Source organism: Pseudomonas sp. NPDC088322, from assembly GCF_044740745.1.
In the GTDB taxonomy this organism is placed as follows: Bacteria; Pseudomonadota; Gammaproteobacteria; order Pseudomonadales; family Pseudomonadaceae; genus Aquipseudomonas; species Aquipseudomonas shirazensis.
Genome location: NZ_JBIURK010000004.1, coordinates 268767 through 285126, shown reverse-complemented (window position 1 = coordinate 285126; position 16360 = coordinate 268767). Strand labels below are relative to the sequence as shown.

9 protein-coding genes are annotated in these 16360 nt (G+C 62.2%); 4 read left to right on the top strand and 5 right to left on the bottom strand.

The features are described from left to right. Nucleotides 1-126 precede the first annotated feature (126 nt). Complete coding sequence (locus ACIOAU_RS12065; RefSeq protein WP_150573112.1) at nucleotides 127-750, bottom strand: glutathione S-transferase; 624 nt, start codon at nucleotides 748-750, stop codon at nucleotides 127-129. Nucleotides 751-918: 168 nt separating this feature from the next. On the opposite strand from ACIOAU_RS12065, the gene ACIOAU_RS12060 reads away from it, so the two are divergent. Next, a complete protein-coding gene (locus ACIOAU_RS12060; protein WP_401182183.1) occupies nucleotides 919-3366 on the top strand; it encodes an acyl-CoA dehydrogenase in 2448 nt (815 codons plus the stop codon). A gap of 53 nt (nucleotides 3367-3419) precedes the next feature. On the opposite strand, the gene ACIOAU_RS12055 is transcribed toward ACIOAU_RS12060, so the two are convergent. Continuing rightward, nucleotides 3420-4949, bottom strand: a complete 1530-nt coding sequence (locus tag ACIOAU_RS12055; RefSeq protein WP_401182180.1) for a hypothetical protein — start codon at nucleotides 4947-4949, stop codon at nucleotides 3420-3422. Nucleotides 4950-5165: 216 nt separating this feature from the next. Between ACIOAU_RS12055 and ACIOAU_RS12050 the strand changes: the two genes are divergently transcribed. The 3 genes from ACIOAU_RS12050 (at nucleotide 5166) to ACIOAU_RS12040 (ending at nucleotide 7134) form a co-directional block, all read left to right on the top strand. After that, nucleotides 5166-5576, top strand: coding sequence for a PA2817 family protein (locus ACIOAU_RS12050; RefSeq protein WP_101321521.1), 411 nt, complete (start codon nucleotides 5166-5168; stop codon nucleotides 5574-5576). A 227-nt stretch (nucleotides 5577-5803) separates the two neighbouring features. Further along, entirely contained in the window at nucleotides 5804-6343 is a 540-nt protein-coding gene (locus ACIOAU_RS12045) for a fimbrial protein (protein ID WP_401182176.1), read from the top strand. Between the two features lie 56 nt (nucleotides 6344-6399). Next, nucleotides 6400-7134, top strand: coding sequence for a molecular chaperone (locus tag ACIOAU_RS12040; protein ID WP_101321525.1), 735 nt, complete (start codon nucleotides 6400-6402; stop codon nucleotides 7132-7134). Between the two features lie 146 nt (nucleotides 7135-7280). Here ACIOAU_RS12040 and ACIOAU_RS12035 read toward each other — a convergent pair whose 3' ends face one another. Genes ACIOAU_RS12035 through ACIOAU_RS12025 form a run of 3 tightly spaced genes read right to left on the bottom strand, consistent with a single transcriptional unit; the run spans nucleotide 7281 to nucleotide 16292 of the window. Continuing rightward, a complete protein-coding gene (locus ACIOAU_RS12035) occupies nucleotides 7281-10997 on the bottom strand; it encodes an RHS repeat domain-containing protein (protein ID WP_401182172.1) in 3717 nt (1238 codons plus the stop codon). A gap of 58 nt (nucleotides 10998-11055) precedes the next feature. Beyond that, the gene (locus tag ACIOAU_RS12030) at nucleotides 11056-13878 is read right to left on the bottom strand and encodes a hypothetical protein (RefSeq protein ID WP_401182169.1); all 2823 of its coding nucleotides are present in this window, start codon (nucleotides 13876-13878) and stop codon (nucleotides 11056-11058) included. 2 nt (nucleotides 13879-13880) lie between these two features. After that, the gene (locus ACIOAU_RS12025; RefSeq protein ID WP_401182166.1) at nucleotides 13881-16292 is read right to left on the bottom strand and encodes a hypothetical protein; all 2412 of its coding nucleotides are present in this window, start codon (nucleotides 16290-16292) and stop codon (nucleotides 13881-13883) included. Between the last annotated feature and the right edge of the window lie 68 nt (nucleotides 16293-16360).

Below are 16360 nucleotides of genomic sequence, written 5' to 3'. Positions count from 1 at the left end.
TAGGAGGTTCAGGACACGCCAGATAAGGTCACTGGCGCAGTGAGTGCGGCCCATGGTGCAAGCCAGGGCCACACAAGTACAGTCATGTGCATTGATAGTGACTATCGAAAGCGCACAGGTGTTCGATCAGGTCAGCGCGGTCATTACCGCCGCTTGATAGGCCGGCCGCGCCTTGAGGCGCTCATACCAGGCCTGCAAATGGGGCAAATCAGGGCGCTCGATGGGCATCTCGAACCACGCGTAGGCGAAACAGCCCAGGGGAATGTCACCCATGCCGATCTGCTCGCCGGACAAGTACGGTTGCCTGGCCAAGGTCTCATCGGCAATCGTCAGCAGGTTGCCACAGGTCTTTAGCGCGGCGTTGATCGCCACCCAGTCGCGTTGCTCCTCGGGCGTGCGCAGGATGCCCCAGAACAGCGGCCGGAACGGCGTGGCCAAGGAAGAAGTGGTCCAGTCCATCCATTTGTCCGCCAGGGCGCGCTGGCGTGGATCATCCAGATACCAGCCCTGCTCGCGGCCGTACTGCGCGCAGAGGTAGCGCACGATGGTGTTGGATTCCCACAGGGTCAGATCGTTGTCTTCGACCATCGGCACCAGGCCATTGGGGTTGCGCGCACGGTAGTGCGGCTCATTGACCAGACCAAAAGCGCCGCCGGCATCGATCGCTTCGAAATCCAGGCCGAGTTCGTGGGCAGCCCACAATACCTTGCGCACGTTGCTCGAGTTCTTGCGACCCCAGATCTTCAGCATGACGACGTCCTTATGAATGCAGAACCTGGAGTCTACTCCAGCGGACACCCAGGAAACATGCCCTGACAACACCCGGCGAACTCTTGGCGCCACGACCGGTCACTGAACAGACGAGGCCGTCTATGCTGCTGGGGTCGGCTCAAGCCCAACTTCCAAGGAGGAAGGATTATGTTGCTGTTGTGGTTGCTGGTCCTGGTGATCGGCACGGCGTACCTCACCCACCGGCGTCTGCCACCGTTGCAGATTCTCGCCATCGTTGCCGCCTATACCCTGCTGATGGGCATTTTCAGCAAGGCACCCGGCTGGCTGCTGGCGCTCATCTGGCTAGTGCTGGCGGCGAAGACCGCCCTGCTGGTGCTCCACGATTGGCGCCGCAAGATCTTTACCGGGCCGGTGTTCAAGTGGTTCCAGCGCACCCTGCCGCCGATGTCGCAAACCGAGCGCGAGGCGATCGAGGCCGGCACCGTCTGGTGGGATGGCCAGCTGTTCAGCGGCCGTCCTGACTGGCATACCCTGCTCGACTACCCCGCGCCGAAACTCACCGAAGAAGAGCAAGCGTTCATCGATGGCCCCGCCGACGAGCTCTGCGCGATGGTCAGTGATTGGCAGATCGGCCAGGACCTGGACCTGCCCCCCGAAGCCTGGGCATACATCAAACAACACGGTTTCTTCGCCCTGATCATCCCCAAGGAATATGGCGGCAAGGGCTTCAGCGCCTACGCCCACTCCCAGGTCGCGATGAAACTGGCCACCCGCAGCGGTGACCTCGCCTCGACCGTGATGGTGCCCAATTCGCTCGGCCCGGCCGAACTGCTGCTGCACTACGGCACCGATGAGCAACGTAACCATTACCTGCCACGCCTGGCGCGGGGTGACGATATCCCGTGCTTCGCCCTCACCGGCCCGCTGGCCGGCTCCGATGCCGGCGCCATGCCTGACACCGGTATCATCTGCAAAGGCCAGTGGCAAGGCGAGGAAGTCCTCGGCCTGCGCCTGAACTGGGAAAAGCGCTACATCACCCTCGGCCCGGTCGCCACCCTGCTCGGCCTGGCCTTCAAGGCCTACGACCCCGAGCACCTGCTGGGCGAGGAAGAGGAACTGGGTATCAGCCTGGCGCTGATCCCCACCGACACCCCCGGCGTGGAAATCGGCCAGCGCCACCTGCCGCTGGGGGCAGCGTTCATGAACGGGCCGAACAGCGGCAAGGACGTGTTCATCCCGCTGGACTTCCTCATCGGCGGCCAATCCATGCTCGGCAAAGGCTGGATGATGCTGATGAACTGCCTGTCGGTCGGCCGCTCGATCTCCCTGCCAGCGGTCGGCACCGGCGCCGCCAAGTACACCAGCCTGGTCACCGGCCAGTACGCCAACATCCGCGAGCAGTTCAACGTACCCCTGGCCGCCTTTGAAGGCATCCAGGAATCGCTGGCGCGCATCGGCGGCAATGCCTGGCTGATGGACAGCGCGCGCCTGCTCACCGCCAAGGCGGTCGACCTGGGCGAGAAGCCCTCGGTGCTGTCGGCGATTCTCAAGTACCACCTGACCGAGCGCGGCCGCGAGTGCATTCAGCACGCCATGGACGTGCACGGCGGCAAGGGTATCATCATGGGCCCGAACAACTACCTGGGCCGTAACTGGCAAGGCGCGCCGATCTTCATCACCGTCGAAGGCGCCAACATTCTTTCGCGTAACTTGATGATCTTCGGCCAAGGCGCCATCCGCTGCCATCCGTTCGTGCTCAAGGAAATGGCTGCGGCCGGGCACGAAGACCGTGAGCAGGGGCTGAGTACGTTCGATGATCTGCTGCTCAAGCACATCTCGTTCGCCGTCAGCAACGCGGCCAGCACCTTTGTCCTGGGCATTGGCCTGGGGCGCTTCGAGCGGGCACCGGGTGACGCCTTGAGCCAGGGCTACTTCCGCGCCTTGAACCGCCAAGCAGCAGCCTTTGCGCTGCTCGCCGATCTGTCGATGATGCTGCTCGGCGGCGCGCTCAAGCGCCGCGAGCGGCTCAGTGCCCGCTTGGGTGACGTGCTCAGCTACCTCTACCTGTCCTCGGCGGCGCTCAAGCGCTACCACGACCTGGGTTCGCCCGAGCACATGCAACCGCTGCTGCGCTGGGCCATGGAAGAAAGCCTCGGCCAGGCGGAAAAAGCCCTGGATCGCCTGCTGGACAACTTCCCCAACCGCTTCATCGGCTGCGCCCTGCGGGTGCTGGTATTCCCCACCGGCCGCTGCCATACCGGACCGAGTGACGAACTGGATGCGCAGGTCGCCGAACTGATCGGTCGCGGCAAAGGCGACCCGGCGCTCGAGGAACTGCTGGCGGGCTGCTATCGGCCCAATGCCGCCGACGACCCGGTGGGTGCACTGCAGCGCGCCAGCGACCTTCTCGATGAGGTCGCCCCGCTGCAACGAACGCTGCACCAGGCCCTCAAGGACGGCACCGTGCGACCCGCGCCCGGCGAGTCGGCCATCGATGCGGCGGTGAACGCAGGCGTACTGCAGCCGCAGGACGGGCAACGCCTGCTCGAAGCGCAACAGGCCCGTCGACAGGTGATCGATGTGGACGCGTTCGAACCCGAGCAGCTGTCGCTGACCGAGGGCCAGATTCGCTGACGGCGCGCCAGCCCGGGACCGGCGTTCGGTCCCGGGCTGGCGCTACAGGCGCCTCAACCGTTGGTCAGTTCAACGAAGCGAGCGGCGTCCAGCGTCGGTACAGGCAGGACAATCGACGCCCAATAGTGGAACTGCGCCTGATCCTGAGTATCTTCTGCCAATAGCACAGTGAAGGGGGACGGGTCGCTCGGATGTGGCGTAAACACCCCCGCTGTAGACATGCTGCCATTACCACTGATGACGGTCCATCGGACCTGGGCATCAGGCACCTCGACCACACCCCCCCAAGTCTCATAAAACACCTTCAGCTTGACCTTGTTGTTGGCCAACTGCGCCTTGATGTAATGGGACTCTGTGGTGTGCAACGCAACGAAGGTGGACGTTGCACTTTGACCGCCCGCTGTTGCCTTGATGACATCCGCGCTGATCAGCGTACCTGCGTCGGATCGGCGCGCTACAGGATGCCTGGTCTTATTATTGGCCTCGAGCACGAAGGCCGGCGAGGGTGCATTGGGCGGGTAATAGAACATCTGCCCCTGTTCGTTTACCAAGCGGCCGAGAGCTCGACCCTCAAAGCTCCACTGCACGCTCGGCGCGCCAGGGGGCAAGCTCAGGGCCTGTTTTGCATCACCTGCGCCAACCAACCGAAGCCGAGGCGTAATGGACAGCGGTGGTGCAGCGAGTGCCTGACTGTGGTCTGGGCCCGCCACGCTGCTGACGTCATACATGGCCCAATACATCAACAGTTCAGGTATCAATTGCCCGGCGGTGAATCGCAGGGAAGCCGGCGGCGTGCAGAAGTTGGCAAGCCAGGCCCTATCAACAGGTGGCAGCCCGGTTAATACCTCGGGGAAAAGAATGCTGAGGAACGATAAAACGCCCGCATCCCCTGCACGTGCAGGCGCAGGCGCTGGCGTTGCATCAACCGCGGCATGTTCTCCCGATAACGAAGACAACACCAGGTCCATACTGTCGTCGCGTATCGTGTAACTGCCTTTGATGTCGTGCAGCAGCGGACTGACTGGCGGAAGTACCTCATACAAGTTGACCCGAGCCGCTGTTTTATAAAACTCGCTCAGCGCTGCCCAATTGTAATCACCGCCCGAGTTTTCGAACGTCGCCTGACCCGACCACTGCAGCCGAACGACCCGCCCCTCGAGCGTCTTGTAACGCAAGTAGCCATTGGCCAGCGGTACCTTGACGGTGAATGTCGTGTCCGCACCCGGCAAGACTTCCAGGATTTCATGAACGCGTCGCACGGCACGCCCCAATTCCGCGCGAAAGGTAAACTGCGAGTCCTTTGCAACGGGCAGGGTCAGGCTGATGGAATGATCGCCGTAGTGCACGCGTGGAACACCCACAGCGAGGGTGCCCACCCGCCACACATTACCCTCGACAATCCGGTCGTACGGTATCTGCTCACTGATGCGCTGCGCATCACGCTGAGCATAAGCCGACCAGGACGCGTTGACGACCTGCTGGTCAAAGACACCGATAAGCAGCGTTGGCGGGTCGACAGACAGCGTTTTCACGGAACTGTCGGGTGTCGTGGGTTGCGCGCGGCGTGGCGTAGTATCAGGCATGGCAAAACTCCTTGTTCTTCAGGTCGCCCATACCAACATTGCGTCACCACCCCGCCAACTGACAGCCCTTGCAGTAGACAACCCACTCATTGGCAGAACACCCTGTCTGCCGCCCACCCACATTGAGACGGGGCGATAGCCGTTGGCGCCCATTCGGGACAGGAGGTCGGCCCTGAGCGTATAATTGCGCATTTTCTACGTACTCGAGTTGTTAACATGGCCCACTCCTATCTGGCACACCACCTGCAGCTTCTGCAGCACCTGCGTACCATCCTGGTGGCGCTCGGCGAAGCCGAACAGGTTCCCGAAGAAAGCCACGCGTTGTTCCTCGAGCGTTTCGACGAACTGCTGGAGCGTCTGCCGACCGATCCACTGGAAAGCCAATACCTCGGCCAGGACCTGATCTGTCAGGTCATCCAGCGCTATCCGCAGATCGCCCACCTGGTGCCCCGTGACCTGCTGTGGTTCTTCGGTGGCGACTGCCTGCACTTCATGCCGGACGACGAGCTCGAGCTGTACCAGCAACTGGAAGAAATGCGCTACGACGCCGAACAGCAAGGCGAAGCGTTCGATTGGCATCAACACAAAGAAATGTTGATGCTGTCCAATCGAGGATCCGCGCACTGAACACTGCGGTCTGCCATATTCGGGGCGGCGCGTCAGGCTGACGTGTGCCCCGCCTCTGCGCCCCTTGCGGCGCCCCCATCTGATAATCCACAGGCGCGGGTTAATTAGCCCTACATCCTGCCTGTCGCGTCCCCTTTAATCTGCTCGTCGCTCACATCCACCTAGCGCCGCTCCATCAGCGAGCCTGCTGGGCCTGCCACACCACGAACAGATTCAAGGAACTACCCATGAAAAAGACGTTACTCATGCTTGCCCTGGGAATGGCGAGCAGCACCGTGTTCGCAGCACCCGAAACCGGCCAGATCAACTTTTACGGTACCGTTTACGGCGGTGGCACCTGCCCCATCGAGGTGGTCAACCCGGGCGGCAGCGTCATCCCCCGTGTATCGATGGGTAACTTCACCACCGGCTACTTTGGCGCGAGCGGCACTGCCACCCCAGAAGTGGCATTTGCCTTGCGCGTGACGCCGACCACCTCGTGCGTCATCCCTCCCAGTACCAAAACCAAGGTGACCTTCACGCCATTGCACGGCGTGGTCGGCACCAACCTGTACGGCATTCGCGGTGGCGGCGCCACGGGACTGGGCATCACGATCAAGGACCGGACCCGCACCAAACTCAACCCCACTGTGGCATCTCCCGATTACGACCTGTACCAGTCGCAGCCTACCGACTTGATGTTCTATGCGGCGTATGAGTCCTACGCCGCCAGGGTTGGCGAAGGCCTGGCCGAAGCGGAAGTTTCGTTCCTGGTGAGCCTGCCTTAACACGCACTCCAGGTGCTGGCACCTGGAGTCGATTTCTTTACGCTCGGTCAAACATCATGCAGCCTTTGCCCCGCTCACTGATTACCCTGAGCAGCTGCCTGCTGCTGCTCAGCGCCAGCATGCCTAGCGCGTATGCCGCACTCACCATAAGCCACACGCGAATCGTCCATGAGAGCGCCAAGCGCAGCTCTTCGGTGATTGTCGCAAACCCTTCGAAAACGTCGTACGCCGCACAGGCCTGGGTCAATACCGAGGCCGACGATGCGACCACTGCCGTCCCCCTGATTGCCTCGCCCAGCCTGTTCCGCATCGACCCTGACAATGAACAGACGGTGCAGATCAACGCCCTGCCCAACGACCTGCCGCAAGACCGTGAATCGCTGTTCTATTTCAACCTGCAGGAAATTCCGCAAGCGACGGACACTGGGCAAAACGTCCTCAACATCGCCCTGCGCACGCGCATCAAGCTGTTCTACCGGCCCAGCCACCTCAAAGGCCGCCCGGAAGATCGACTCAAGGACCTGGTCTGGTCGGTACAACGGATCGACGGTAAACCGCACCTGGTGGTCGACAATCCCTCGCCCTACCACTTCACCTTCAACCAGCTGGTCATCAGCGGCGCCGGCGTCCGTGAAACCATCACCGCCCACGACATGGCCTTGCCATTGGCCCGCCAGACCTATGCGTTGAAGCAGGTATCGGTCACCAACGGCCTGCAGGTCAGCTTCACCACGATCAATGACTACAGCGGCATCACTGCCGAACGTTCCAGCCCGGTGGGCGTGCAGTGATTCAGCGTCGTTAGCGGCTGGCCGGTAACCACCCGGCCGCAGCCCACAGCAAAAAAAAAGGCCTGTGCATGCACAGGCCTTTGTTCATTCGAGGCAATCCAAGGGCCGCTGTGCCTGCACATGCCAGGTCACACCGCGCCCGTCACTCAAAGCGTTTGTTGCATCGCCAGCCGATCCAACGGGTCGTAGCCGTAAAGGGCGATGGTTGAACGGTCCTCGTCCTTGACGCTGTGCAAGCGCCCCAAGGCATCGTACTGCAGCTCGCGCCCTTCTTCGTCCAGCACCAGGTTGCCATCCAGGTCATAGTCGAGCACGATCCGGCGCGGCGTTTCCTCAAGCCCGCGGACCTCGATACCGGTCAACTGCGCAGGATCGAGCGCATTGTCGAACTGATAGCGGGCGTCAATGGTGCCCCCCTCGAAGCGCGTGCGCACGCGGGTGATGTTGTCCAGGGCGTCCAGATCGAACCGCTGGATCTGGATTTTCTTGCCGTAGGGGTCCACCGGCACGTACGCGTCTTCACCCTCACACTCGTAATGGGTCAATCGGCCTCGCTCGTCGTAGGTGTACGCCTCCTCGCGAAGCCGTTGTCCGCCCTCGCTGAGCGTCTTGGTGACGATCGCATCGACCGCATCGTAGGTCTGCGCCAATACCTGCTGCGCATCGCCAAAATCAAAGTGGCGAGCGGTCTCACGCTCGAAGTCGTCATAGTCCAGGGTGATCTGCACGCTGCGAACAGCCTCATCGGCGTCACGCGTCTGGGTGGTGATCGACGTGTTGCGGCCCAGTGCGTCATAGCTGAAGGTGCTGGTCAGCGTGCCCAGGCTGGTCTGCTCGAGTTGGCCCAGCGGGTTGTAGCTATAGGACTGGACCTGCCCGAGCACATCGGTGTAACTCAACAGGCGACCGGCCAGGCTGTGAACATAAGCCATCTCGTAGCGGGTGCCCTCCTGCACGCGCGCCTCCGACCGCACCTGGCCGGTGCTGAAGTAGGTACGCGAGAGCTCCTCGCCCTGCTCCTTGCAATACAGCAGCCGCGCATTGTGCTTGTCGTAGTCGTATCGCGCCTCGACCCCGGAGCCAATCACCGCCCGCTGCAAGGGTTCCTCACCCAACTGCGGCAGGTACTCATAGCGGATGACCTGGCCACTGGGGGTGACCACTGACTCCGGCTGGCGCATGCCATCGGCGTACTGCAGCACCCGCCGACGGCCACCGGTGATGGTCTCGACCATGCGATCGAGGCCGTCGAACACCTGTTCACCCAGCACACTCTGGGTGGCACCGTCGGCATGCCGCACCTTGATCAGCACCGGCAGGTCTTCATCGCTGTGCTCGGCATACTCGCGCAGCACCTGCGCGCCATCGGCCAGGGTATGCGTGTGCAGGCGGTCGAACTCGTCGTAGGCGAAGGCGGTCTGCGCACCACGGCCGTCGATTTCTCGCGCCGTCCGGCCCAGGCCGTCATAGAAGTACTGATGCAGGCTCTCGCGCGCATCGTCACAGCGCAGACGTTCGACGCGTACCGGCTTGTCGAACAGATTGTTCCAGATGACGGTCTTGCCAGTGCGCACACGGCCATCCGCCGACTCACGCCACTGGGTGAGGATCGGCCCGTTCGATTCTGGCGTGCCGATCGGATCGACCTGCTCGTGGTTGCGCACGCCGTCGGGGCCGATCACACAGCTGCGCTGGCCCCAACCGTCGTATTCGAAGCGGGTGCGCAGCGGCAGGTCGTCCAACGCCAGCCACTCGTGCTCGATCTCTTCACACAGATTGCCGAGGGCATCGTAGCGGGCACTGTAGCTCAGCCGCGGCGCTTCCTGGGCCAGCCGGGTCGTCGCGTAGTCAGGGTCCTGGCGCATCTGCCGGACCACCCGGTTGAGGCCGTCGACGTAGCTCCAGGTAGTGACGCCCTTGACGTCCGTCATGACCTGCACCGCCTGGTTGCCCGTGGCCGACAGGTAGTAGCTGTAGGCGCGCGCGGCCTTGAATGCTTCCTCGTTCGGCGAGACGGTTTCGCGCACTACACGCCTGAGCGGGTCGTACTCGTAGGCAATCTGCACCTGATTGTCGTCATAGTTGAGCAGCGGCTCACCGATCAGCACCGAGTGGTGCAGGGTGGTGACTTTTTGCGTTTTATCGAACCCCGTCCGGGTAGCCACCGTCTCCACCACCGGGTGCCGGTCGACCACGCGCTGGGCGTAGCGGTAGTCGGTACGGGTGCGCTTGCCGCCCAGGGTGCGCATCTCGCTCAGGCGCCGGCCATGCAGCAGCGGATCGGCCAGCGCGGCCGCGTACTCGACCTGGGTGCGGCTGAGGACCGTGCCGTCACTCACTCGCACCAGCACTTCGCTGCCCTGCAACAGCTCGCCCTTGGCCTGAGCATCGAGGGCGGCCAGCGCGATGTAGGTGTAATCGCGGCGCAGGGCCTCGGCCTGGCCCTCACCGTCGGCGGCCGGCAGCTGGACCTGCGACTTGAGCGTGCGCACAAAGCCTTCCGGATCGCGCGGGCAGCCCTGGCTTTGCGTGGCCGGGTAATAGCTGTAGTGGGTTTGCATCCCATTGGCCTGGACCTCGCGGATGAGGTTGCCGTGGGTGTCGTAGTCGGTGGCGGTCACTTCACTGCGGCGAGCCTGGGGGTTGCCTTGCAAGCGCCACTCGGTGGTCACCGTCTGGGGCAACTGGAAATGTTCAGGCTGGTCGGCGAACGGCAGATCGCTGAGCTCGTGATAGGTGGTTGTCGCCGTTTCGATGCAGCCTTGCTGGGTGGTGACCTGGGCGGTGAGCAAGTGGAAACGGTTGAACTCGCGGGTGATCGTGCGCAGCGCGGCGCCGTCCTGGTAGTGACTGGCCGTCGAGCTGTAGACGAAGCGTGAGCCGGTAAACTTGTACAGGTTGTCCAGACCATCGTTATCCCAGCTCACCCCGGTGCCATTGCCGAGGAAGTTGTTGCTGCTGAACGCGTAGTGCGTCTCGACGTCCGGCTGCCCGGCGCCCGGGCTGATGACATGGCGCCGCACGTACGGCACTGTGCGCCCCTGGCCGCCGGGCAAGGCATGGCCGTCATCCTTGTACTCGATCACTTCGCGGGCACCGACCGGGGTCTGCATGGCGGTCAGGCAGCGCAGCTCACCCACCCGACGATAGGTGAAGGCCCAGCATGCCTGGTCGGCGGTCGGCAACACGACCTTGCCCAGCTCATCACCCGAACGTTCGAGGGTGTAGCGCGCAAAGGCTTCAGTGCCGGGATTGAGGTCGATCTTCACCTGCGCATTGCCGCTGTAATCGATCGCCAGCAGGGTGCGCGGGCGGCCGTCGAGCAGCGTGTCATCGGTGATCGTTTCGAGGCAAGGCGCGCCGTTTACCACGCGGTAGCTCAGGCTGATGCCGTGGCCGCTGGCGGCCAGTACGCGCACTGGCAGCGCCACCGAGTAATCCGGTGCCTGCGGTTCAAGCACCTCGATCAGGCCGGACTTGTGGGCGATGCGCACACGCTTGTGCGCACCCTCGCTGACATTCTCGAAGTGAAAGCTGTCGATCTTGCGTTCAGGGATCACTGCCGTCTGGCCAGGCCCATTGTCGGCCACCTTGAAGCTTTCGCCGGTGTGCAGGCCGAGCATGCCGGTGGTGACGTCGAACTGGGTCAGGTTGAGGCTCCAGCCGACGCCGAAGCCGCTGTCCTGAATGTTCAATGGGTTGTAGCGCAGGCTCAGTGGCAGGTTGGGCCCACTTAGGTGGTTGGCCGGCAGCTCGGGCAGTGCGATGGCCAGGGAATAGAACCCGGTGCGCGGGTCGACACTGCCCTGCACGAAGCTGAGGAAGTTGAAGGCGTTGGAATGAATCAGGGTTTGCGTCGTCATAGGATCGTTTTCGTTCTGATAGCGATGGAAAGTCGCCCCGCGAAGGGGCGACCCACACTTACTGAAGGTCCAGCGTCAGGGTGTTGCGACTGTCTGCTCCGGCACCGAAGGTGACCTTGAGCCGATGCGCAATGCCGAAGTTGTCGATCAGGGTGAACGACAGCGGCGTGTCCAGGACTTTGCGGTAATTGGTGCCTGCGGTGTCATACCAGTAGGCGAGGTTCGGTACCCGATCCAGAGTCAATAGCAGGCTGCCTTCAGCGACGTCTTCCTGGCCCTTGAAGCCATAGTCGAGTTCCTTGAAAGCCACTTGCCGTTCTTGCGCCAACAGCTGCAATTCGGCCTGGTATTCGATACCTGTCGATGTCGGCACTGCGCCCCGGTAGCGGCGCGGTTTGAAGGCGTAGCCGGTGTACGTGCAATACGACTCCTTGAGCAGTTCGCTTTCCCAGCGGATCATCGACGCTTTATCGAAACTGACACTGGTGAATTGCGTGTCCCTTGCGCTGATCACCCAGTAATCGGTGGTGTAGTGCCAGTAGTTGAAGGTATCCAGTGGCTGGCCGTGATCAAAGCCCATGCGACGGGCCACGCGCTTGGGCGCGATCACGTAGTTGCCAAGGTTCGGTGGCGGTACCACCACCCCTTCGAGCTGGACGACGCCCTTGGTTTCGTCCTTGAGCTCGGAGTAATGCCAGGCATTGGCATGATCCTGGAACTTGGCCTTGAACTTGCGAACCTCTGCCTCCAGGCAATGCACGTACACCGTGACGATGCGTCGGGCATCAGCCGGCGCCAGCTGCGGTGCCGGCGTGGCCTGGGCGCTGCGGTTGGCGGTTGGCAGGTAGTCGAAGCGATTGCGCACCTTGCTCACCGCCCAGTGCTTGCCGTCGCCGGGTTTATCCGGGTCAAGCCCTTCGCGCCCGGGCAGCAGGTAATCGACTTCAGTGCCGTCCTCATGCAGGATCACCAACGTCGACAGCTCCAGGTCGCTGACCGGGTCCCAGGCCGTACCGTCATCGTCCTCGAACGAGTTGGTTTCAAGCAGGATATCGATGCCCACCTGCTGCAATCCATTGGCCAGCACCCGGTTACGGTTAACGTTATTGAGCGAAACCTCGAACCTGTTCAGGGTTTTCCAGCGCGCGCGCAGGCTGGCCATTTGTTGCGGGCTGTTACGCTGGTGTTCAATCACCGCAAAGCCGGCGTGCATACCGGCGATGCCGGCGACCACGCTGACCTCGCCCGCGCCGCTCTCAGGCGCCGTGTACTCACCGGTCGCTCGGTCGATTTCGCCGGCACCGAACAGTACCCAGTCATCAGCGGGGAAATCGGCCAGGGCGAACGTCTGAACACCGCTGGCGGGCATCGTGCTCACATGGAAGGGTTCGACGTTCAACACTGGCGTGTAGTTGAGAATCGCCACGGTCGCATAACCGCTGTCCGCGCCACGGGTGACCTTGATCCGCTGCAGCACGACCTGCGCCGCACCGGTCTGATCCTTGGGCACGAACTGCGCCGTACCCAGGTTTGCCGGGTCGGGCTGCAGACTGCCGTGCGCTGCGCCCTCCAGCTCCCAGCGCAGGCCGTCACTCTGCGACGCGCGCAGGCTGACCGGGCCATCGCCCTTGCCCCACAGCACCACCCTCGGCGAGATCGCCAGGGACTCGCTGGACTCGACCAGCAACGCCGTACGCGGCTTGCTGTCCGCGGCATCGGCCACGTGTGCGGTGACCACCACCACTTGCTGATCGCTGACGAAATCTTCGCGCGCAGATGCGGTATAGCGGCCTTGACTGATCGCGCCGCACGCACGTGGATGGACGAGGTTGCGCGCCGACCATGCGCTGGCGGGTGCTCCGTTCAGCTTGTAACTGACCTGCCGTGAGGCCGCGACACTGCTCAGGGCGGGTTGCAGATCACTGCTTTGCGCAGTGGCCTCGAGGTCACCGAACAGAATCATGTCGTGCGGCAGGTGCTCTTCGCTCATGCGCACCTGATAAGCCTGGGGTAGCAGCATGCGCGTCAGGGTATTGCTGGCCTTCTGGCCCAACAGCGGCGCACGAAGTCTGTCGACCAGCAGGGCGGCATTGTAGTTGCCGCCACCGGTATCCTTCGCCGGCAGCAGGTACGGCAGCGCCGAAGGGACGTCACCTGCGGCGGCACTACCGCGCAACTGCAGGAGCAGCAGCACGGCACCATCGTCTGCCGGTGACGCGCCGCTGCCAGCGCCTTGCGGTGCTTTCTGCGCGACTACATTGAAATCGGCCACCGAGGTTGCGTCATAGCCGAGCATGTCGAGGGTCATCACCGGCAGTATCCACTCGGGGCGTTGCTCACCGAGTTGCTGCTGGATGAAGTTACCCATTGCGCGCCTGGCGATATCGCTCATCCCCAGGTTGCAGGTGGGCTCAGTGGCAGCCCCCAGGTCCAGGATCAACTGGCTCTGGCCGGACGCTTCCAGCGGGACCACCTGCAGCACCGCCTGCATTTCCAAGTGATAGCCCATGCCCTGCAGCAAGCGATGGCTGCGGCGCAGCCAGTCGGGGGCGCCTGGATGCTGGCCGATCGCGTAGCAGGTACCGGCGATCAGCTCCATGCTGACCGTGACCTGCGCCGTTTTCCCGCTGGCATGCTTGAACGACAGCTGAGGCGGGCCGAGCATGAGGTTGTCGAAGACGACCTTCTCGGTGCGGTTTTCCATGAAGTACTCGCCGCTGATCGGCAAGGTGAAATCCTGGGTCGCGAACGCATCGACGAATTGCGATTCAAGCAACTGATTGAAGCGATTACGTCCCAGCGCGAGGATCGCGCCCCAACCATGCAGGGCATCGCCCTTTTTCAGCTCATCGAGCAGGGTTTGTTTAGCGTTGCCAGTCATGATCAGCCCTTCCTTTGAGTGCTGTGCGCGTGCACATGCTCGACCAATTCGGTGTAGGCCTGGTCATATGGCATCGGCAAGATGGTGTAGCTCCAGACAAGGGCCGGAGAAGTCTTGTCAACCGCGGCAACGATGATGTAGTCACCCTCGGCACCTGGCGTGTAGATCCCTGTTTCAGCCAGGGTGCCCTCACCCTTGACCAGGAACCACAGGGTATTTTCAGGTGGCACCTCCACCGAGCCGCCGCCCCAGCTCTGCCCCCACAAGCCCAGTTTGAGCGTATTGCCCGGTTGCGCAGTGACCTTGAGTTCGGCGGTGGTGGGCATCCAGGGCAGGACGACATCCATGGTCTCTGTTTGTGCACCCGCACTCACCTTGACCGTATCCAGCTGCATCAGGGAGTCGATCGTGCCGCTAGCGCCTGGTTGTTTGGTCGGCGCGACATAGATCCGCACCTCCTGGTCCACTGGGATGTCCAGGTCCGAGTCTTCAGCGCCCGGCGTGCGCAAGGTGCCTTTGGCCCCGGGTGCCATCGACCAGGTCAACGGGGCGCCCAGGCTACCGCCGGTCACGACATAGCGGGACGGTTTCGCAGGCGGCTCGCTGGAGAATTGGCCACTGAGCAGGAAGGGGAAGACCGACACGCTGCGGGGAACGACGGTCACCAACGCGCGGCTGAGCTGGTCGCCGACCTTGGCGGTAACGATGACCCGCTTCGACGTACCGGTGATGGTTTCGCTGGCCGGCGCGCTATACACACCGTTGACGATCGTGCCTTTGTCGCCGGTCTCCCCTGGCAGGTGGTCGACAGTCCAGGTCACCGTACCCGAAGGGCGTGGCGTCAGCTGGAAGGTTTGGCTGGTACCCGCAGAGAGCGAGGCATTCAGCGGTTCGACGGCGAATGCGGTGAGCTTGGGTGCCAAGGTGCCCAGCAGTGACAGGTCACCAGGGGCCTGGAGGCTCTCCGGCTCGGCAGCCTGCTCGCTGCGAAACAGCAGGCTGTTCAAGCGCAGGACGTCCAGCGAGACCCCGGCGGCATCTACGGCAGCGGTAAAGGTATCGAACTTCTCGACGACCTGAGCCAGGAGTTTGGGGGCAGTATCACGGCGAATGTAATCCTGGAAGGGGCCGATATTCCAGTTGGTATCGTCCACCTGCTTGACGTCCACAGTGGACGTGACCGCGTCACCCTTGAAAATGACACTGCCTTTGCGCGCACCACTGGTCTGCAGTTCCGATACGAACTTTTTGGTGCAGGTAAAGGTAAACTCAGCCTTTCGGCCCTCTGCCACTACCCACGACTCGGCATATTTGAATCGGGATGAGAAGGTGCCGACCGCCACGGCGCGCCACGAGAAAACAATGTTGTTGTCTTCCACACGGAAATTCAGCGCGCTACGGCTCGGCTGCAGATCGAAGGCATCATAGGCCTGCCATGTCACCCAGTTATCGCCATCGAAGTCATCGCGGCCGGCCGGGAACGCGACATTGGCTGAGCCGAACTCAACCCCTACATTGAAACCATTCTCCACCACATAGGTCGGCACGGTTTCGGTAAAGCCAGGCACACTTCTGAGCAACTTCACCAGTACCTGCTGGGTCCAGCTGGCATTGCTCAAGAGCACGTTCATGGTGTACGGCGCATGACCACTGTTCGGCGCAGGCTCGGGCAGCAAGTACGGCATGTCCTGGTCACGGGTTGGAAAATCGCCCCCCTTCGCGCCGTTGAAGGCGACACCGATCACCACTGCGCCCTCTTCTTGCTCAGCCCGATCGGTGCTGGCTACAGATTGCCCGGCGTTGGCCAAGGAATGGGTGCGTACCGCAAACGAGGTGGGGTTGAGCTCACCCTCGACCGGCTTCAGCGTGTTCAGCTCCCACACCCGCTCCTCGATCGGTAGCGCGGCAAAGCTCCGCTGAATAGCGGCGCCGACCTTTTCGTTCAAGTCTTTCCAGCTCGACACTTCGAAGGTGTAGCCCGAACCCTCGGAGAGGTCCAGGGTCACCCGTCCCTGATCGGTGATAGTGCCGTTGTTACTTTGGTTGAGGTTGATATTCATGCGCACGGCCGGTGCACTCAGCGGGTCGAGCCGCGACAGCCCCACCAGTTCGATCTGCTCACTGCCGGTCTTTCTGCGCAACTGTTTGAGTTTGCCACCTTGCATAGACATGCTCAAACGGGCCGCCGAACTGCTGATGTTCGAATTGACGAAGGACAGGCTCGGCTTATCCATTGTCAGTTCGGAAACATCGGTCCAGCTGCCGCCTTCGGTTTCCACTCGCACGCTGATCGGTTTCAACCAACGGCTGTTGTCAAAGCGTTCGATATGTTCCTGCGCCAACAGCATGTTGGTTTTGAAACGGTCATACACCAACAGCGCACCCCAGCCTTTGGTGCGGGGTTCACGTTTCAAGTAAGTTAAATAATTTGCGAATGTAAGCTTAGCCATCAGGGTCTTTCTCCTAACCTATCGAGTCGTCA

Coding starts and splice junctions, on each gene's coding strand:
- ACIOAU_RS12040 (WP_101321525.1), top strand. CDS start 6,400: ATGCAGCCTTTGCCCCGCTCACTGATTACCCTGAGCAGCTGCCTGCTG.
- ACIOAU_RS12035 (WP_401182172.1), bottom strand. CDS start 10,997: ATGACGACGCAAACCCTGATTCATTCCAACGCCTTCAACTTCCTCAGC.
- ACIOAU_RS12050 (WP_101321521.1), top strand. CDS start 5,166: ATGGCCCACTCCTATCTGGCACACCACCTGCAGCTTCTGCAGCACCTG.
- ACIOAU_RS12060 (WP_401182183.1), top strand. CDS start 919: ATGTTGCTGTTGTGGTTGCTGGTCCTGGTGATCGGCACGGCGTACCTC.
- ACIOAU_RS12030 (WP_401182169.1), bottom strand. CDS start 13,878: ATGACTGGCAACGCTAAACAAACCCTGCTCGATGAGCTGAAAAAGGGC.
- ACIOAU_RS12065 (WP_150573112.1), bottom strand. CDS start 750: ATGCTGAAGATCTGGGGTCGCAAGAACTCGAGCAACGTGCGCAAGGTA.
- ACIOAU_RS12055 (WP_401182180.1), bottom strand. CDS start 4,949: ATGCCTGATACTACGCCACGCCGCGCGCAACCCACGACACCCGACAGT.
- ACIOAU_RS12045 (WP_401182176.1), top strand. CDS start 5,804: ATGAAAAAGACGTTACTCATGCTTGCCCTGGGAATGGCGAGCAGCACC.